Source organism: Streptomyces yaizuensis, assembly GCF_034961445.1.
Classification (GTDB): domain Bacteria; phylum Actinomycetota; class Actinomycetes; order Streptomycetales; family Streptomycetaceae; genus Streptomyces; species Streptomyces yaizuensis.
Genome location: NZ_BSBI01000004.1, coordinates 557,453 through 575,836, shown reverse-complemented (window position 1 = coordinate 575,836; position 18,384 = coordinate 557,453). Strand labels below are relative to the sequence as shown.

General features: G+C 70.6%; 13 protein-coding genes and 1 pseudogene. 7 read left to right on the top strand and 7 right to left on the bottom strand.

Annotated features, from left to right (window positions below; translation table 11 throughout):
• Nucleotides 1-51 precede the first annotated feature (51 nt).
• From SYYSPA8_RS13355 to SYYSPA8_RS13340, 4 genes are read left to right on the top strand one after another with little or no spacing between them, the layout of a single operon-like run.
• Nucleotides 52-474, top strand: a complete 423-nt coding sequence (locus SYYSPA8_RS13355) for a GPW/gp25 family protein (RefSeq protein ID WP_323447313.1) — start codon at nucleotides 52-54, stop codon at nucleotides 472-474.
• Complete coding sequence (locus tag SYYSPA8_RS13350; RefSeq protein WP_323447407.1) at nucleotides 471-1,409, top strand: hypothetical protein; 939 nt, start codon at nucleotides 471-473, stop codon at nucleotides 1,407-1,409. The genes SYYSPA8_RS13355 and SYYSPA8_RS13350 overlap by 4 nt, the downstream gene beginning before the upstream one ends.
• Nucleotides 1,406-1,939: a phage tail protein gene (locus SYYSPA8_RS13345; protein ID WP_323447312.1), complete on the top strand. Its 534-nt coding sequence runs from the start codon at nucleotides 1,406-1,408 to the stop codon at nucleotides 1,937-1,939. The genes SYYSPA8_RS13350 and SYYSPA8_RS13345 overlap by 4 nt, the downstream gene beginning before the upstream one ends.
• Nucleotides 1,936-4,872, top strand: coding sequence for a baseplate J/gp47 family protein (locus SYYSPA8_RS13340; RefSeq protein WP_323447311.1), 2,937 nt, complete (start codon nucleotides 1,936-1,938; stop codon nucleotides 4,870-4,872). The genes SYYSPA8_RS13345 and SYYSPA8_RS13340 overlap by 4 nt, the downstream gene beginning before the upstream one ends.
• Nucleotides 4,873-5,030: 158 nt before the next feature.
• Here SYYSPA8_RS13340 and SYYSPA8_RS13335 read toward each other — a convergent pair whose 3' ends face one another.
• Nucleotides 5,031-5,636, bottom strand: coding sequence for a response regulator transcription factor (locus SYYSPA8_RS13335; protein ID WP_323447402.1), 606 nt, complete (start codon nucleotides 5,634-5,636; stop codon nucleotides 5,031-5,033).
• Nucleotides 5,637-6,811: 1,175 nt separating this feature from the next.
• On the opposite strand from SYYSPA8_RS13335, the gene SYYSPA8_RS13330 reads away from it, so the two are divergent.
• Entirely contained in the window at nucleotides 6,812-7,138 is a 327-nt protein-coding gene (locus SYYSPA8_RS13330; RefSeq protein ID WP_323447310.1) for a hypothetical protein, read from the top strand.
• Nucleotides 7,139-7,397: 259 nt separating this feature from the next.
• On the opposite strand, the gene SYYSPA8_RS13325 is transcribed toward SYYSPA8_RS13330, so the two are convergent.
• The 4 genes and pseudogenes from SYYSPA8_RS13325 to SYYSPA8_RS13310 form a co-directional block, all read right to left on the bottom strand.
• Entirely contained in the window at nucleotides 7,398-8,072 is a 675-nt protein-coding gene (locus tag SYYSPA8_RS13325; protein WP_323447309.1) for a hypothetical protein, read from the bottom strand.
• Between the two features lie 49 nt (nucleotides 8,073-8,121).
• A pseudogene (locus SYYSPA8_RS13320) lies at nucleotides 8,122-8,502 on the bottom strand (IS110 family transposase); the annotation flags it as partial.
• Nucleotides 8,503-8,592: 90 nt separating this feature from the next.
• A complete protein-coding gene (locus tag SYYSPA8_RS13315; RefSeq protein ID WP_323447308.1) occupies nucleotides 8,593-8,847 on the bottom strand; it encodes a hypothetical protein in 255 nt (84 codons plus the stop codon).
• 309 nt (nucleotides 8,848-9,156) lie between these two features.
• The gene (locus tag SYYSPA8_RS13310) at nucleotides 9,157-9,309 is read right to left on the bottom strand and encodes a hypothetical protein (RefSeq protein ID WP_323447307.1); all 153 of its coding nucleotides are present in this window, start codon (nucleotides 9,307-9,309) and stop codon (nucleotides 9,157-9,159) included.
• Nucleotides 9,310-9,495: 186 nt separating this feature from the next.
• Here SYYSPA8_RS13310 and SYYSPA8_RS13305 point away from each other — a divergent pair, with 186 nt between their 5' ends.
• A complete protein-coding gene (locus SYYSPA8_RS13305) occupies nucleotides 9,496-9,633 on the top strand; it encodes a hypothetical protein (protein WP_323447306.1) in 138 nt (45 codons plus the stop codon).
• An 811-nt stretch (nucleotides 9,634-10,444) separates the two neighbouring features.
• Here SYYSPA8_RS13305 and SYYSPA8_RS13300 read toward each other — a convergent pair.
• Nucleotides 10,445-13,102, bottom strand: a complete 2,658-nt coding sequence (locus SYYSPA8_RS13300) for a DEAD/DEAH box helicase (protein WP_407705991.1) — start codon at nucleotides 13,100-13,102, stop codon at nucleotides 10,445-10,447.
• 583 nt (nucleotides 13,103-13,685) lie between these two features.
• On the opposite strand from SYYSPA8_RS13300, the gene SYYSPA8_RS13295 reads away from it, so the two are divergent.
• Nucleotides 13,686-14,888 carry an IS110 family RNA-guided transposase gene (locus SYYSPA8_RS13295; RefSeq protein ID WP_323447400.1) on the top strand — a complete coding sequence of 401 codons (1,203 nt, stop codon included), beginning with the start codon at nucleotides 13,686-13,688 and terminating at the stop codon, nucleotides 14,886-14,888.
• Between the two features lie 485 nt (nucleotides 14,889-15,373).
• Here the strand turns inward: SYYSPA8_RS13295 and SYYSPA8_RS13290 are convergent, their stop codons facing one another.
• On the bottom strand, nucleotides 15,374-18,358 hold the full coding sequence (locus SYYSPA8_RS13290; protein WP_323447305.1) for an RNaseH domain-containing protein: 2,985 nt from the start codon (nucleotides 18,356-18,358) through the stop codon (nucleotides 15,374-15,376).
• Between the last annotated feature and the right edge of the window lie 26 nt (nucleotides 18,359-18,384).

Sequence of the window (18,384 nt, the reverse complement as noted above, 5' to 3'; positions counted from 1 at the left end):
GCGACCGGGCGCGGTCGATCCGCGTCCGCCATCCACAGGGACGGTGTGCAGATGACCGACATCATCGGAGCGGGCTGGAGCCATCCGGTCCGGGCGGACGCGGGGGGCGTCTGCCTGGTCTCCGGGGCCGAGGAGATCGAACAAGCCATAATGATCATTCTGTCGACCAGCCCCGGGGAGCGCTCGATGCGTCCCGACTTCGGCTGTGACCTGCGCTCGCTGGTCTTCGCACCGGTCGACGCCAATGTGGCGGGCCAGGTGGCCGAGAGTGTGCGGCAGGCTCTCGGACGCTGGGAGCCACGGGTGTCCGTCGGCGATGTCTCGGTCACGGCCGACCCGGCATCCCCCGGGCTGGTGTCGCTGAACGTCGGCTATCTGATCCTGGACACCAGCGATCCCCGGAACCTGGTGGTCCCCTTCTACACCATCCCCCAGCCGGGCTCGCCCGGCGGCGGCACCGGGAGCGGATCATGACCCAGTCGTCGTCCCCGAACCCCGACGGTCTCTTCTTCCAGGACCTGGTGGACGCCGCCAAACAGCGGCTGCCCGAGCTGGCGCCGACCTGGACCGACCACAATGTGTCCGATCCCGGTATCACCCTGGTCGAGGCGTTCGCCTCGCTGGTGGACCAGCTCTCCTACCGCTGTGGTGTGGTCGGCGCGGAGGGTATCGCGGAGGTGCCGGCGCTGCTGGGAATCCCCGCGCCCGGCGCCGGTTCCGGCTCCGATTCAGATTCCGATTCCGATTCAGATTCCGATTCAGATTCCGATTCAGGTCTCGATTCAGGTTCCGGTTCCGTGGACGGGATCGCCGGGCGGCTGCGGGCCGGTCTGTTCCTCACCGCCGGTCTGCCGCGCTGTGCGGTGACCCTCGCCGACTTCACCCAGCGGCTGCGCGCGCTGGAAGGCGTGCAGCAGGTGCTGTGCCGTCAGGTATCCGATGAGCTGGGCATGCGGATCACCCTCGTGCCCGCGGAGAACGCGCCGAAGGACTTCTGGACAACGGCCGCCGACCGCGTGCGGGAGCTGAAACCGCTCGGCTACCGGGTGGTTCTCGCGCCCGCCGAGCCGGTGTCCGTGACGGTACGGCTCACCATCACGGACACCGCCCAACAAGAGACCGTACGGGCAGGCGCGTCCGCCCGTCTGGCCGAACTCGGCGGAGCCAACTGGCCGCTGGGCCGCGCGGTCCACGGGGACGAGCTGCTGGGGACGTTCCACGACAAGCCCTGGGCGGCCTCCGTCACCGACGTCCTGGTGAGCCGGACGGCACCCACGGGGTTCGGGGTACGGGTGCCCCTCCAACCGCAGGAGATCGCGGCGCTGACCCTTGAGCCGGCGGCCGACACGTCACCGGGCCCGTCCAAGGACCCCACACCGCAGCACGAGGACGGAGGCGGCGGCGCATGACCGGACCGGCCACCACTCCCTCCGTCGCCGGGCAGATCCCCGTCCTCTACCGGGGCACCCCGGTGTCGGACGCGTTCGTACCCGCGCTCGACGCGATCCTCCGTCCGCTGATCGACGGACTGGACACGGTCGGGCAGTGCTTCGCCCCCGGCTCCGCCCCCTCCGGGGTCCTCCGCTGGCTGGAGTGGGTCACCGCGGTCTCCGTCGACCCCGCGTGGTCGGAGGACCTGCGCCGCAAGGCGCTGGCGGCGGGCCCCACCGCCTACCTCGGCCGGGGGACGGCCACCGGCCTGGCCTCCTGGCTCAAGGCCGTCACCGGAACGACCGTCACGGTCAGCGACCCGGGAGACGTCATCAGCGCGAATGCCGCGGACGCGGACCTGCCACCGCTGGGGGACTCCTTCCGGGTTGTCGTGACAGCGCCCTCCGGTACCGATTCCGTACAACTGGGCATCCTCCAGCAGCTGGCCGAGGCCGCCGTTCCCGTGTACGTCCCGTACACCGTCATCGTGGAGTCGTCGAAGTCATGACCGAACAGCCGCAACCGCAGCTCGTGAGTGTCGACCCCGTCGCGCTGCGTGCCCTGGGTAGCCACGTTCTCCGCACCGAGCTGCCGGGATGGACCGACCTGGATGGCGACCCGGGCGCCGCACTGCTGACCGTCTGCGCGGAGATGGCCGCGCGATTGGCCGGACAGATCAACGAACTCCCCGATCTGCTGCGCGTCTACTGCGCCGGACAGCTCACCCCGTACACGGCACCCGACCCGGCACCGACCGTGGATCTGGCGTTCGAGACCACCGACCCGGTGACCACGGCCCTGATGGTGCCGGCCGGCACCCAGGTCTCCACCCAGGCGGCGGGCGTGGCGAACCGGGTGATCTTCACGACCGCCGAGGACGCGGCCCCGCAACCCGCGTCGCTGGTGCAGCTCCTGGGACCCGGCAGCACCGAGACGCCCTTCACCTTCTACGCGACGTCGGCGTCGCACATCTTCCTCGGCTCCGTCCTGGAAACGGGGTGGGATGCCGGCGGACCCCGTATCGTCCTCGGACTGCCACCGCTCACCGGCCGGCAGCTCCTGCGCGTCGAGCTGACGTGGGAGGTCGCGGCGCCGTCGCTCGACTGGGAGCTCTGGACGGGCGACGCGTGGTGTGCCTGCCGGATCGTCGGCGTCACGGCTCCCGGACCCGGGCGCCAGGTCTTCACCCTGGCGCTGCCGTCGGCGGGCGTCGCCAGGGAGATGAGGACACAGGCAGGTGTCACCCATGCCGACACCTGCCTGGGGATGCGCCAGGCAGCCCCGGGGGCCGGGTCCTGGCTGGCGAGCGCCCACGTCAGCGGGATCGGTGCCGTGGTCCGCGCCGACCAGGGCGTCCGGGTGTACGACGAGGCCCTCGGCACCGGCACCGGCACACCGGGCCAGCGCTTTCCGACCGCCCGGCCGATCACCGGCGGTCCCGACGCCGGAGCGCATATGGTGCTCAGCCAGGGCCCCGGGGCACCGGCTCTCGCCTGGACGCAGGTGACCTCGTTCGCCGACTCCACCGCGGCCGACCGGCATTTCGCCATCGACGCGGCGGGCGGCGCCGTGGTGTTCGGGCCGAGCGTCACGGTCGACGGCACGCCCCGGCAGTACGGCGCGATCCCTCCCTCCGGGGCGGCACTGTCCATCGTGGAGTACCGGACCGGCGGCGGTCCCTCCACCCCGGTGCCCGGTCCGGGCACCATCCGCCAACTGCCCACGGGGCTCCCGTTTCCCGGTACGGTGCGGAACCTCGACGCCCCGGTCACCGCCCTGCCGACCGCGTCGCACGCTCCGCTGGCACTGGAGTTCCCCGATCGGGTGATCACCCGGGCCGATGTCGAGCGGGAGGCGGTACGGGACGAGGGCATCGCCCGGGCCGAGGTGACGGTGACCGTGCACGACAAGCCGATCTCCCCCTATCTGCGGCCCGCGCGCTATCAGTCCCCGCCGGTGCCCGCGCAGTCCGCGACCGCACAGATCGAACTGACCCTGGCGGCCACGACGCGCTTCGCCGACCTCCCGGATCTGCCGGCCGGGTCTCTCATGACCACAAAGGACTCAGGAGTGCCGTTCCGGCTGGACGAGGCACCCGTGTTCGCCCGTCCCGCCACTGTCGCGGGAACCAAGGGAGTGGGGCCATGGTCGGCTCCGGGGCCCGCTGCCCCCGGGGACGTCTGCGATTCCTTCACTCTGACCTGTTCTCAGAGCCTCCCGCCGCTCTCCGGTCTGGTGATCGAACTGCTCGGCACCGACGGGAATGCCTGGAAGATGCCCAAGGGAACCTTGTGGGGCACGGGGCCCATCGGCGGTACTACGCTGACTCCGGCAGCCGGCGCGCCGGCGGGACAGCTGCGGTTCATCACCGACCAGAAGACCTCGGCCCCCGTCTCCGAGATCCACGCGATCATCACGGGCGGGAAGCCCCTGATCTGCCCGGCGTCCGCACTGGTTTCGCCCACGACCGTCACCGTGGGCGCCACCCAGATCGGGCCCGCCGCCGACTCCGCACTGACGCTGGGCACCACGACGACAGCGGCGGACCAGATCTTCCCCTTCAAGAGCCCCGTGGTCGGCACCCCGCCGAGCGTGCTGGTCGGGACCGGGACGGACTTCACACCGTGGCCCGCCGTCGGCTCCTTCACCGACAGCGGCCCCGATCAGCGGGCCGTGGTCGTCGATGTGCCGGCGCAGCAGGTCGCGTTCAGCCCCGAAGCGGGAGGCACCTCGGACAGGCACGGGGCGCTGCCGGCCGCCGGGAGCACGGTCAAGCTCACCGCGTACACCACGACGCTGGGCGCCGGCGGCAACCTCTCGGACAGGCCCCTCACGCTCCCGGCCCCGATGTCGTCCAGCACCGCTGTCACCGCACAGCTCCGCGACGCGTCGGGCGGCGAGGACGGCACTCCCGCGGTACGGCAACCGGTCCCTCTCACGGTCGCGAACACGGTGTACATCGATGTCGTGCCCGCGCTGTCGGCGGACGCACCGCTCACCTATGCCGCGCTCAGTCTCTCGGACGAGCTGCTCTCGGCCCTGGCCGAACGGATCGAGGCACTGGCCCCGCCGGGCGTCGTGATCCATCCGGGCCCCCCGCCCTACCAGGGGGTGGCGATCACCACCACGGTCCGTGCCCAGCCCACGGCGGACCCGGACACGGTCCGGGCGGCGGTGGAGGCGGCCGTGGCCGGCTCTCTGCACCCGCTGACCGGCGGGCCGGAGGGAACAGGCCGGCCCGCCGGGACGCCGGTGGTGCTGTCCGATCTCTTCCGGGTCGTCTCCGATGTGCCCGAGGTCGCCGAGGTCGTCGGGATCACCGGTGAGCCGACCGACCCGGCCACGGGCACGTCCACCGGTTCCGACGTCGTCTCTTCGCGGATCACGGTGCGGGAGCGCGCCCTGGTACTGCTGACCTCCTGCCAGGTCACCGTCGTATGAGGCGGCTCAGGACTCCGCGCTCCCCACGGATCCCGGCGGAAACCGGTCCCCACGCATCCGCCACCGCATCCACCGCGCCCACGGCACCCACGGCACCCACGGCACCCACGGCACCCACGGCGTCAGGCGTACCCAACGCGTCAGGCGTACCACCGCTGTCAGATGTATCCGTTGCGTATGGCGTAAGCCACCGAGTGGGTGCGGTTGCGCAGCTTCAACCGCTGGACGATCGACCGGAATTCAGCCTTGATCGTCCGCTCGGAGTATCCGAGCTTCCGGGCGATGACCACGGTGGAGTAGCCCTCCGCCGCCAGCATGAGCACCTCGCGCTCGCGCCCGGGGAGGATGCCCAGTTCCTCGCCGCGCCCGCCGCCGTCCGTGGCAAGTTCGCTTCTGAGGCGGGTGAGCAGTTCGACCGGTAGCGACCCGTCCCCGCGGCTCGCCGCGGTGAGTGCCGCGACAAGCCGCTCGGGGGCGAGATCGGGGCGCATCAGCATGGCCCGGACACCCAGCCGCAGCGCGAGGGTGACACTCACACCCTCGATATGGCTCAGCGCCAGCGCGACCGGGATCGGGCCCCGTCGCGCGAGATCCTCCAGCAGCATCTCGACCAGACGGTCGAAGCGCTCGGCGACCACCAGATGCACATCGGGGACCGTCTCCGCATCGGTACCGGCCGACGCCCGGATCTGAGGAAACCGGCTGAGGACTGCCACCGCCCCCGCGCGGACGAAGATGTCGGGGCACTGCACATGCACGACCATGGTCTTCACGGACTCCCTTTCATCGATGGATTCCCCGGCGCCGGACTCCCGCCGAACAGCCGACCTCGCCACCGGCCCATCGCGGGAGCCCGCCTGCGGCTGGGGCAGGGACCACTCGGGCATGGCACCTCGTCTCCATCGGCCGTCCGCCGGTCGCGCCGCCGGCTGGCTGGCATTCTGCGGTTCCCGAACAGGCAAGCTGTAGAGAGTGATCTCCGCCAACTCCCCGGCGACAGCGGGCAGCGGCCGGGGGACGGCGACGTACGGCCTTTCCCTCGGCGCGGCCACCGGACGACGGCTGAGGAGCGGCACCGGAGCAGGTCGGATCGGCATGCAGGGGGAGGCACACTCGCGCTCGTTCGAATGCAAAGCGGCCTGCGGCTCATGCGCGCCGTCAGGGCTGTGGACGCATGGCGGCAGGGGACACTGTGCTCACAGATCGTCACAAGGCCCGACGCGGACATAACGGCAGGGATGGGCGGATACGGCCTTCCTGATAACAAGCTTCCCCCGGGCCCCCGCGGTCCCCGCAGCGTCCAATGGTGCCGCGTGCAGACATCCGCGCTGCCCCTTGGGGCAGTCTCACCGGGCGGAGGTACCGGTGCGCCGGGAGAAGGCACGGCCAGGGCGATGCCGCGATCCTGCCAGCGACGAGACGCTCATCGCGCACGACGGCAGGCTGTTCGGCAGCCGGATCACCGTGGACGGCGATCATCCGGACTGGCGGTGGGACGTAGAACCGGTACGCCGGCCGAGCGGCCTCCTGGGAGCGCCGTAGGGCCGCCCAGGGCAGTTGCGGCGCCACGGGCACCACGCTCGTACAGGTACGGGAGTCGGCGACGGACGAACGCCTGAGCTTCCGGGGAGGGCGACGAGGATCTCCGGGCCGCTCCGCGCGCCCTCATGGTGCGGTGTCCTTCGTCCCGGTGGGCGCGGACTTCACCGGGATCAAAGCCCTCCTGAACCGAGGCCGGGGTGACGTCCGGTTCCCCGACGGCGACCTCGATGTCCGCTCCCCCTCCGGCGGCCGGTTCCAGGGTCCAACCGCCGGGCAGGGACCCGGCCGTCGTCCGCGTGGCGGTGGTGTCGACGGCGCCGACCTCCGGCCCGAGCATGTCGCCGCCGGTCCCGTCCCGGCCCCGGAGTTTCCGTGAACGTTCTGGGATCATGATGGCGTGACGACAACTCCCGGCCACTCGCGGATCGACGCAGAACTCCAGATCGACGAGATCCGGGGCACCTGCGAGGACAGGGCAGCCGTTGTCGTGCGTTGCATCCGAGGGCCGGTCCGCCTCGGGGCGCGCTTCCACCGCATCCGACCCACCTCAGTCCCGATCGACCTGGAGCTGGCGGAGATCCTCTTCTACGGGCGTCCGGTCGACGAACTCGACCCCTCCCACACCGGCCTCGTGACCCTCCGCAGAGCAGGAACGTCTCTCCTCGCCCCAGGAAACAAAGCTCATGGCTGGCAGATCATCCAGGGTGCAAACCCCTCACCGTGACTCCGCCCGCCCACAGGATTCGACCAATCCCCCGGCGTGTCCGTCACGGCGGCGGTCTTCCAGCACGCACGCTTCCCGGGAACCCTGTCCTCGCCGCCGGCATCGCGGCGAACCGCAGGAGGCCGTCTCCCCGAGGGGTGGTCTGGGGCCGGGACCATGAGTCCGCGTGCGGGCCGCAGGAGTGCGGCTGCGTTCCCGCCGCGCCCGAGACCGGTGAGTCATGAGTCCGCTGGGGGTCCGGGAGTCGATTGTGGAGGTACTACCGCTGGAGGGGGCGTGGACGGCGTTGTGGGCGACGCATCCGGGCGCGCCGGGGCTCCCGATCACCGCCTCGGGGCTTCAGCGGTCGTACGCCCGCGGGGTGGCCGATCTGAATCACCTGATGGCCGGCCAGCCGGGATGGGGGCCGATGCCGGTCAGGACGGAACAGCTCCGCCGGCCGGTCACGGCCGCCCCTGCCGGACACCGGCCGGTCGTTCAGTGCTTTTCGGCTGGGATGTGCACCGCCTGCTCCGGCGGCAGGTCGTCCGCCGGAGCAGGCGGTGCGCTCGGCGGCGTAGGGCTCCAGCGCGTCGATCAGGTCCCGGAGCGCTCGGCCGATCGACTCCTGATGGTCGGCCCGTGCGGCCGGGCGGTGGTCGGATGCCTTCCTGAGGTTGAGCGCCTCGGTGGCCTTCTCCTTCACGAACTCGCTGGTGCTCTCCAGCAAGGCGGTCAGTACCTGGCGCTGGCTGCGGACTCCGGCGGAGAAACACCAGTCCGGGTCGCTGCATTCCACCTGGGCGGTGACGCGCAGGGTGCCGTCGGCTTCGGTCTCGGCGGTGATCGTGATGGCCTGCCGGTCCGGGCGGTATGAGCGGTCGGCGAGGTGGTCGCGGGCAGTGTTAACGATGCCTGAGGTGCCACCGCGAGCGGCCAGCAGGTGGGTGGGCACTTCGGCGGCAGTCTCGTGGCAGACCGATTCGGACAGTTCCCAGGCAGGGTGGGTGAGGCTGGTGGGCAGCCATGTCGGTTCGCATGATGTTCGCCAGGACGATGGCGTCGCCGGGGCCGGATTTCTTACGGCTGCCGCTGTGCCGGTCGCGGTAGCGGGCGGCGGAGAGCGGGTTAACCGCGTAGATCCGGCGCGTGCCGGTGCGCAGAGCGGCGACCAGCAGGCCGTGGCTAGTCTCGATCGCGACTGGTATCGAGTTCTCGGCGGTGTCGCCGTGTTCGGCGAGCAGCTCCAGCAGCACCCGGTAGCCGGCCGCGTCGTCGGTGATGCGCCGCTTGGCCAGCTGGGTGCCGGTGTCGTCGGCCAGGGCGACGTCGTGGTGGCGTTCGGCGCCGCGTGCTCGTGACGCCGGACGTGCCCGCCGCGTCACAAGCGGTCCCGCCTCACCCCGGGCCAACGGCTTCCCCGAGGCGGGCAGCCAGCTAGAACAAGGTGTCCGGGACCCGGGGTCCGCGTCGTGTCATACCTCAGCGCTGGTGTCCCATTCCGCCGGGTCGAAGTCGTCGGTCCCGCGGAAGAGGTCTCCGTACTGGTCCATCCGGCCTTCGGCGTACTTGGCCTTGGCGTAGTTCTCCAGTGCGGTGCCGAGCCTCTGGTTCAGCCGTCGGTCGATGAGTGCCGCGGTGAAGGTCACATCGCCGAACGCGTGCCGTGCGTCCGGGTCATGGGTGCACAGGCGCGCGAGGTTGGCGTCGATGATCCGTGCGTTGCGCATATCGGCGGCATATTCCTCGGCGTGGCGGTCGGTCTCGCTCGTCAGGACAGCTCCCGGGCAGTGGTGGATGAATAGGGCATTTTACCCTCATCTTTGTGGTGGTGGTGTGCGCCGTAGCGGCACCTTCGGTGACGCCCCTGACCTCTCCGGTCCGGAACGGGGGCCGTCGCCCATCTTCCGTACGGAATCGGCGGCCGGTGCGGAGGGCCGGATGCGGTCGGCGGGGCCATGCACGACGTTCCCGGGGCAGCGCACGGCGGTGGACACCAGAGCTCCGGCCCCGGTACCGCCCGGTCGGCTGTGCGGGAGCTACGTGTTGTCCGTTTCGAGCAGGTCGTTCAGGACGGTGGTGATGTCGTGGTGCGGGAATCCGGCCGGCCACCAGATGCCGTGCTTCCTGCGGTAGGGGTACCAGAGGTGTCCGCCGGTGCTCAGGCGCAGCTGGGCGTCGTGTCCGGCCACGGTGGTCCAGTTCGTCGTCCCGATGTGCAGTGTGGGGGCCTTTTCGCCTGGCCAGTTCCTGATGTCCTGGCGGGCCGCGTGCAGGCGGGTGGGGCCGGGTTCCCATGGGGTGTCGAGGATCTTCAGGGCGTCGGGGCCTCCGTCGGTCCAGGCCCGGGCTGCGCGGGTGAGGGCGGCGGGGGTGTGGTGGCCGCTCCAGCAGAGCCGGGTGAAGATCTCGTGGGGCGGGTCGGCTGCGGCGAGGCGTACAAGGTCGTCCTCGGCGCTGAGGGCAGCGGGGTGCTGTGCGTGTGCGTCGTGGGGCTGGAGGGCTTGGTGGAGTAGTGCGGCAGGCGCGCTGGGCGGTGTCGGTGGCCAGGAAGTGCAGGGCCGCCGGGTCGAGTCCGGGTGCCGGGGCAGTGGTGGAGGCCAGTTCGGGGACGGGGCCGGGGTGGTCGACGGGCGGTGGTGGTGCGAGCAGGGGCGGGAGCCCGGCGCGGGCTGCGGCGAACACGTCCCGGGCGGGAATGCCCGGCGGCGCCGTGGGGGCGGGTGTCGTGGGCAGGGTGGTGTTGCGCCGGTGGAGTTCGTCCATCAGCTCGCGTTCGCCGCGGCCGCGCAGGAGGAGCAGGACGAAGGGGTCCTCGTCCAGGATGCGGGCCATCTGGTAGTAGAGGGCGGCGACGTGGTTGCAGGGGTTGCCCCAGTCGGGGCAGGAGCAGCTGGGGTGAGTTCACGGGGTCGGGGCAGCAGGTGGGCACCGGCCTGGGCGGCGGTGTCGGCGAGTGTGGTGGGCATGTCCCGGTTGAGGAGGGCGGCGAGGTGCCCGGCCTGGCCGGCGGCCGTGTCGAGGAGGGTGTTCCAGGCTTGGGGGAGGTGGGTGGGGGGATGTTCATGGAGGTGCGGTAGGGGGTGGGTTGGCTGCCTTTGACTTGGGCGGTGGCGTGGCCGGGGGTGATGGTGATCTGGCCGACGTTGCCGGCGCGGGCGTAGGTGCGGCCGCGGGCGAGGCGTCCGGTCGCGGAGCGGGTGGGGTCTTCGACTGCTTGGACCCAGGCGTTGCCCCACCAGGTGTCGGCGAAGGAGCGGCTGCGGGTGGCGGGCAGGGGTGGGAAGACCCGTTGCCGGTGGTGCCGGCCGCTGGTGGGGGCGGGTGTCATCGGCGGGCCCTTCTCAGCTGGACGAAGTCGGCGAGTTCGGCGTCGGAGAGTTCGGTGAACGCGTTCTCGCCGCCGCTCAGGACGGAGTCGGCCAGGGCCCGTTTGGTGGCGAGCAGGCCGGCGATGCGGTCCTCGACCGTGCCTTCGGCGATGAGCCGGTGGACCTGGACGGGCTGGGTCTGGCCGATGCGGTAGGCGCGGTCGGTGGCCTGTTCCTCGACGGCCGGGTTCCACCAGCGGTCGTAGTGGACGACGTGCCCGGCGCGGGTGAGGTTGAGGCCGGTGCCCGCGACCTTGAGGGAGAGCAGGAAGACGGGCATGTCGCCGTCCTGGAAGCGCTGGACCATCTCTTCGCGCCGGGGGACGGGGGTGGCGCCGTGGAGGAACTGGGCCGGGATCCCCCGGGTGGTGAGGTGCTGGTGGAGGAGGTGGCCCATGCCTACGTACTGGCTGAAGACCAGGACGCTCGCGCCCTCCAAGAGGATGGTGTCCAGGAGTTCGTCGAGGAGTTCCAGTTTCCCGGACCGGCCGGCGGTCCTCGCCCCGGTGGCTTCTTCCTTGCGGAACTGCGCGGGATGGTTGGTGATCTGTTTCAGGGAGGCGAGGAGCGTCAGGATCAGGCCGCGGCGGGCGATGCCGTCGCTCTCGCGGATCTTGGCCATCGCCTCCCGGACCACCGCCTCGTACAGGGCGGTCTGCTCTTTCGACAGGGCAACGGGGTGGTCGGTCTCCGTCTTGGGCGGCAGCTCGGGGGCGATGCCCGGGTCGGTCTTCCTGCGGCGCAGCAGGAAGGGGGCGATCTGTGCGGCCAGGCGGGCGGCGGCCTGGGGGTCCTTGCCGCTCTCCGCGCCCCGGGCGTACCGGTCCCGGAACGATGTCAGGGTGCCCAGGAGTCCGGGGGTGGTCCAGTCGAGCACGGCCCACAGGTCGGAGAGGTTGTTCTCCACGGGGGTGCCGGTGAGCGCGACCCTGGCCCGGGCGTTCAGGGTGCGCAGGGCCTTCGCGGTCGCGGAGAACGGATTCTTGACGTGCTGGGCCTCGTCCGCGACGACCATGCCCCACACGGGTTCGGCGAGTTCGACCGCGCGCAGCCGCATGGTGGCGTAGGTGGTCACGACGAAACCGGTGCCGGTGCCGGTGAGGGTGCGCCGGGCGCCGTGGTAGCGGTGGACGGGGGTGCCGGGCGCGAACTTCTCGATCTCGCGGGTCCAGTTGCCGAGCAGGGAGGTCGGGCACACGACCAGGGTGGGCCCGGCGGTCGCCGGGCCGGTCTGCCGGTGCAGGTGCAGGGCGATGAGGGTGATCGTCTTGCCGAGGCCCATGTCGTCGGCGAGGCAGCAGCCCAGGCCCAGCGACGTCATCTGGTGCAGCCAGGCCAGGCCGCGCACCTGGTAGTCCCGCAAGGTGGCGTTCAGCGCGGCCGGCTGGGCCACCGGCGCACGTCGGGCGGCTGATTCCGGATCGGCGAGGCGTTCCTTCACGTCGGCCAGCCAGCCGCGCGCGGTGACCTCCACCCGCTCGCCGTCGAGGTCCGCGCTACCGGCCAGGACCGTGCCCAGCGCCTCCACCGGGGTGAACCGGCGGGCCGTGCGGTCCCGGGCCCGGGCCAGAACCCTCGGGTCGATGAGCACCCACTGATCGCGCAGCCGCACCAGGGGCCGCTGCGATTCGGCCAGCCGGTCGACTTCAGCCGCATCCAGTTCGCGGTCGCCGAGGGCGAACTGCCAGCGGAAGTCGAGCAGAGCCCCGGCGGACAGCAGGGACGGCAGGTCGGAGGCGGTCTTCCCGGCCGGCTCCACGACGGCGCGGGCCAGGATCCGGCGGGCCAGTTCCTTCGGCCAGTGGACCTGAACACGAGCCGCCGCCAGCCGGGCCGCGCCCTCGCCGAGGAGAGCGGACGCTTCCTCATCGGACAGGACGAGTTCGGCCGGGACCCGTGCCGCCAGCAGGCGCGCCAGCGGCGGCCAGACACGGGCGGCCCGCCCCAGGGCCACCAGCGCCTCGGACCGGGCACAGGAGCCGAACACCGCCGATGCCCTCCCCGTCCAGACGTCGCGGGCGTCGGCGACCACGGCGTCGGCGAGGTGGTGCAGCTGGACGACGGCCCGCACCCGGCCCTCCCCGCCCAGGCCGCCCAGGCCGCCCGCCTCACCGTCCCACACGGCGTCCGTATCGGCCGGGTCGGGGAGTTCGATCCGCAGGGAGACCCCGATCCCCGCGTCCAGACCGTCGGCGACACCGGCCGCCCACCCCCGCTGCCGCGCCACCGGCTGCGGGATGGCCGCGGTCCATGCCTGGCCGCCGGCGGCCAGAGCGCCCGCCGGGGTGCGGGCCAGCACATCGGCCACCGCGTCCAGGAAAGCCCTCAGCAGCGGTTCCGCCCGCGGCAGCTCCACCCCCTTCCCGCCCGCGGCCGGAGCCGCACGGGCCTCGGGCGGCATCGCGGCCGCCAGCTCCCGCACCCTAACCGCGTCATCACGGTCGAACGGGCCGATCCGCCACGCGTCGAACCCCCCTGGGCTCACCCCGGGCAGCAGCCGGCCCCGGGCGAGCAGGTGCAGGGCGAGGACAGTGGCCGCGCCCCAGAACACAGCCGCCTCATCCGCGCCCGGCATCCGGCGTGCTCCCGTGAGCACCGCCAGCGCCTTCCTCACCGGCACCACCGTGGCCGGCACCTCCCTGCGGCGTACCGAAGCACCGTGCGGGCGCACCACGATCACACGCTCATCAGCCCCGGGGAACGCTGTTCCGTCCCGGCGCCAGAACACCACGCGCCCCTCCCGCGGAGGGTCCGACGGCAGGAACACCACGGCGCACCCGGCCAGCTCGGCCACCGGCGGCCCGGTCGTCGCGGCCGGACCGCCGTCGGAAACCGTCGTGTCCGGCGGAGCCGTTCCCACGAGCTAGCCTCCCCATGTACTCCTGCGGGGCACGGGCCTCATGAGCCCGCGCCCATCGAGCCTAGCGGCGTCCCGGCCCGCACCGGAGCGGAAACGCACCCCCCCCATTACCTTTTTGGTGGTCCCGCAATGGGGCTCCCGGCCTTCGGGCCCGGCATGACTTCCCCCCCTTGTTAACCATGATCCGGGGGGTGGTGTCACCGGGCCCGGAGGCACTGACAGACCGCTGATTAGGGGCATGACCACCGACTCCTCGCAGGTCGGGAGGCTCTTCGTAATGTGGATGTGGCGATCGGTGCCGGAGGACGGCCGGGTGGAGCACGACCGAAGGACGCACGTGATCGAGACCGGCGACATTGACGTCTTCCTCGGCCTGGACGTCGGCAAGGGCGAACACCACGCCACCGCCGTCACCCCGGCCGGAAAGAAAGCGTTCGACAAACGCCTGCCCAACACCGAGCCGAAGCTCCAGGAGTTGTTCGCGAAGTTGCAGGCCAAGCACGGAACGGTGCTGGTCGTGGTCGACCAGCCGGCCTCGATCGGAGCCCTGCCGCTGGCGGTCGCCCGGGACACGGGCTGCCCGGTCGCCTATCTGCCCGGTCTGACGATGCGGCGGATCGCCGACCTCTATCCCGGCGAGGCCAAGACCGACGCGAGGGACGCGTTCATCATCGCGGATGCGGCCCGCGCGATGCCTCACACCCTGCGCTCGGTCGACTTCCAAGACGAGACGATCGCCGAGCTGGAGATGATCGTCGGCTTCGACGACGACCTGACCGGCGAGGCCACCCGGGTCGCGAACCGGCTCCACGGCCTGCTGGCCCAGATCCACCCCTCCCTGGAACGGGTCCTGGGCCCGCGGCTCCAGCACCCGGCCGTCCTGGCCCTGCTGGAACGGTTCGGGTCCCCGGCCCGGATACGCAAAGCCGGCCGGCGCCGCCTGGTCACGCTGCTGCGGCCGAAGGCACCACGCATGGCCGAGCGCCTGGTCGAGGACATCTTCACCGCGCTGGACGAACAGACCGTGGTGGTCCCCGGCACCGAGGCGGCCACGCTGATCGTCCCGAGCCTGGCCACCTCGCTCCAGACCGTGCTCGACCAGCGCAAACTCCTGGCCGGGCGGATCGAGGAACTGCTGGAGGCCCACCCTCTTTCCCAGGTCCTGATCTCGATGCCGGGAGTCGGTATCAGGACCGGAGCCAGGATCCTCATCGAGGTCGGCGACGGCAGCAGCTTCCCCTCCGCCGCCCACCTCGCCGCCTATGCCGGACTCGCCCCGGCGACCCGCAACTCGGGCTCCTCGATTCGCGGCGAACAGCCCTCCCGCCGAGGGAACAAACAACTCAAACGGGCCTTCTTTCTCTCGGCCTTCGCAGCCCTGGGCGATCCGGCATCCCGGGCCTACCACGACAAGAAGATCGCCCAGGGCAAGCATCACACCCAAGCCCTCCTCTGCCTCGCCCGACGCCGGGCCGACGTCCTCTTCGCCATGCTCCGCGACGGCACCTTCTACGAAACCCAACCCGCCCGATCAGCTTGACCAAACCCATAGGGGCACCCCCCCGTCGAGCGGACCCGCCACCCCGCCCCCCCATTACGACGGTCCGCGCCGGGACGCGGGCTTGTGACCGGCGTCCCAGACCACGGCCCGAGCGGCACCGCGGGGAGACCCTGGACAGCATCCCGAGCAGGGCCACCGGCGCCCCGCCGGGCCTCAGGGGTCGAGACCGTGCCCGCAGGGGCGGCGGGATCCGGGGATTCCCGCCGGAAGCCATGCCAGGAACCCGCTTGACGCGCGGATGGCCGGGCCCGGGGTGGTGCGGAAGCACCACAAGGGCGCACACCCGCCCGTTGCCGCTCCCGTGCCGTGGTGGACGGGAGCTCATGGCGGTGCCGGGCTTGCCCATCAGTTTCGGCTCCCAGGCCCCGGCCCGCGGCTCGACCAGTTCCTGCCCTGGCTCTCACCCGGTCCGGCCGACGGGTGCGGGGCCCCTGCCTTGGTGGCCTGGGCCCAGTGGATGCGGCCTAACCCTCGCTGCTCGCGCTGTCGTCCGTGGCGTTTTCAAGGATCTTGGACGTTTCGATGTCGTCGGGTGCGGAGCGGCGGTACTGGGGGTGGTCGAGGTCCATCTGGAGTGCGGCGTGGAGGGGTGCGGGGTAGCGGGTACGGTCGGTCCACGACAGGGCTTGGTGGCTGAGGCGAGCTGTGGCCGTGGCGAGTGCTTCCCTGCTGTACTGGTTCTGTGTGTGGAGCGGAGTGATCTCCCGTGTGGTCATGGCATACCACGGGGCGTTGAGTTCGTTCTCCCTCCGCTCGTCGGCGGAGGCTGAGGCGACGCCGGGGTTGGCCCGCCAGCGTGTCATGTGCTGGCCGTGTCTCTTCTTGCCGTAGTTGCGTGGCTCGGTGAAGAGAAACCAGGGGTGTCCGTCCGCGGGGTCTGCGGGCTGGTAGAGCTCGCTGGATGTCTTGATGCGGCGTTCTGTGCCGTTTTTCTGCTGTTCCGTTACATAGGCGAGTCGGGGCAGTTCGTCCTGGGCGCAGTTGATGCGGATGATGCTGGCGGGTCGTGCGTGAGCGGGGAGGCCGGTGCTGGGCAGCCAGGGCCGGGGGTCGTCTTCGTCCGGCTGGGTGCCTTGCTTGTTGTTGTGGAGGCCGGGCCAGACTCTGCGGCAGGCGTGACCGTCGATGAGCAGGGTGTAGGGGAGGTCGTCCAGTTCGTCCGCGAGGTCGTTGAGGGCGGTGGTGACTTCGTGTGCCGCCTGTGTCCATCGCTGGAGTTCGTTGTCGCCGTCGGCCTTGTGCAGGGGGTAGTTGAGTGCGTGGAAGCGGGCCTGCGCGCGGGGGTAGTGGTCCCATTGGGGGGAGAGGCTGCTCCAGCCGAGCAGGGTCCAGGCTCCGCCGGGCTGGGGGGAGGGGATGATCGCGCTGGCGGTGATGACTCTCCGCGGCTGGCCCTTGTACCGGCGGTCGGTCGCCTGCTTGCGGATGTGGATGCCGCACCAGGCCATACGGGGCAGTGGACAGGCGTCGCCCGGCGGGTAGAGCGCCGCTTCGAAGCGATCGTCGATGATGCCGCAGGACCGGTAGAGGTCGAGGAGCCCCATGTAGACGCGGTGGTCCTCGTAGGGCTTCCTGGGGACGGTGCGGATCCGTGGCCCCTTCTTCGGGTCGTGTTCCCGGCCGACGAGGTACTGGGCGGGAGTGCCCCTTTGGGAGAGGGTGCGCCGGGTCTGGTGTTTTGCGTCGTTCTCCGCGAGTGTGCGTTTCGCCTCTGCGGGTTTCATGTCCTTGTGTTCGTCGCTCCGTACCGGGCGCTCGGTTTCGCACCAGACGGCTACGAATACCCCGTGGTCCGTGTAGGGGCTGATGGCCGTCTGGGTGTCCGCTGCCCTGGTCGTATCGGGGCCGTGGGCCAGGAGGCCGGGGGCGTGTTGGAAGACGGCGTCGATGCCGGGGGCGAGGGGAACGGTGTCGTTGGGGTGTTTCGGGTTCAGACGGTTCGGGTCGTGTCCGAAGGAGTGGGCGAGGCCGTGGAGCATGCGCATCCGGGTCTGGTCCCGGTACCACAGGCATACGATACGGAGTGACTTGTATCCGGCGTTTTCAATGGATTTCTGGATACTGTCCGGTGAGGGGAGTCCCACGAGGTCGATGTATGTGTTGCTCTCCTTCCTTTCCTTCTTTTCTGCGGCTGACAGGATTTCGAAGGGGCGTGGGCTGAACGCGGTTCCGGTGGAGTGGAGTTCGAGCATCTTCGCGTCTTCGCCGAAAGCGGTCTGGAGCTGTTTATGGAGTAGTTCGAGGTGGTAGATTCCGGGGCTGGTGCCGACCGCGAACCATTTCGGCATGCGGGGGATGGCAGGGCGGACGGGGCCGGGTGGCGGTGTGAGGATGGCGGGTCTCTCATCGTTCTCATCACGGGTGTTCCACAGGGTGCGCTCGTGGTGTGCCCGGTCTTCCACCGCATTGAGGGCGGTTGGGTCGGCGGAGAGCTTGGCCAGGATCTCCAGTGCGTGGGTGTTGGCCTTTCGGAGTCCGCGTCCGTCGAGGGTGACGTTCAGCAGGGGCCGGTCCGGGCCTTGGTCGACGAGGGCTGTGCGGGAGTGGATGAGGGTGTTGTTGATCCGGCGGATGTGGGCGTCGGTGTTGAGAACGGGATGGTCGAGTGCGGTGTAGGTGGCCATCTTGACCGTGATGCGCGACAGGGCGTACTGGACCTGGCCTGCGGCGGGGTCCTGTGGCCAGTCGCGGGTGATGTCCTGTGCGGTGATGGGGTGGCCGCGGCCGGCGAAGGGAGGGCCGATGGGGTGGTCCCAGGCGATGAGGCTGCCGTCACTGGCGGGGCGGTAGGTGATCTGCGCGTGATGCTCCGGGTTGTCGTCGGGCTGCCAGGCGATGGTCCGTTCCTTGGCCTGACCCTTTGCGTCCGTGTACGTCTCGGTGATTCTGGCCACCGGAACATCGACGAACGGGGTCCCGGAGAGTTTCCGGGCGAGATGCCATTTCACTGCCTCGTAGGCCCAGCCCGGCGGATTCGTCGGTTTCCCGTCTTCTGTGTCAAAAATCGCCTTGGCGAGGGTGATCCGCTGTGCTGTGGTGGCGGCGATGAGGTCGGCGGTGCGCGAGGTCGTGGTGAAGGGGATTTCGTCGATGGGAACTCTGCGAATGATTCCTTCCAGGTAGGTGAACACTTTCTTCAGGGTGTCTGCCGGAATATTGTTGAGACTTACCATGAATCTCATGGAGCGATCGAGATGGACGTACCCGTCGGAGTACTGCTGGAGTACGGTCGCGGCGATGGAGTAGGGCAGGAGGAAGACGTCTTCGTTTCCTTCGCCGCGGGTCTCCTTCCTCTTCGCCGTTGCGGTTTTCCCCAGATCGCGCCAGGCGTCCTGGGTTTCGCAGCTGAACTCCCACACGGTGGCTTCCATGGCGCCGAGCAGTTCGGGAGTGCAGTGGAGTGCGGTGGTGTGAGCGGTCAGTTTGCGTTGGGGGGTGCGTGTGCCCACGGGGGTGGTGTTCCTTGTCTCTCGGG

Bases quoted from the DNA above. Each gene is read 5' to 3' on its own strand.
- SYYSPA8_RS13355 (WP_323447313.1), top strand. From the start codon at position 52: ATGACCGACATCATCGGAGCGGGCTGGAGCCATCCGGTCCGGGCGGAC.
- SYYSPA8_RS13350 (WP_323447407.1), top strand. From the start codon at position 471: ATGACCCAGTCGTCGTCCCCGAACCCCGACGGTCTCTTCTTCCAGGAC.
- SYYSPA8_RS13345 (WP_323447312.1), top strand. From the start codon at position 1,406: ATGACCGGACCGGCCACCACTCCCTCCGTCGCCGGGCAGATCCCCGTC.
- SYYSPA8_RS13340 (WP_323447311.1), top strand. From the start codon at position 1,936: ATGACCGAACAGCCGCAACCGCAGCTCGTGAGTGTCGACCCCGTCGCG.
- SYYSPA8_RS13335 (WP_323447402.1), bottom strand. From the start codon at position 5,636: ATGGTCGTGCATGTGCAGTGCCCCGACATCTTCGTCCGCGCGGGGGCG.
- SYYSPA8_RS13315 (WP_323447308.1), bottom strand. From the start codon at position 8,847: ATGCGCAACGCACGGATCATCGACGCCAACCTCGCGCGCCTGTGCACC.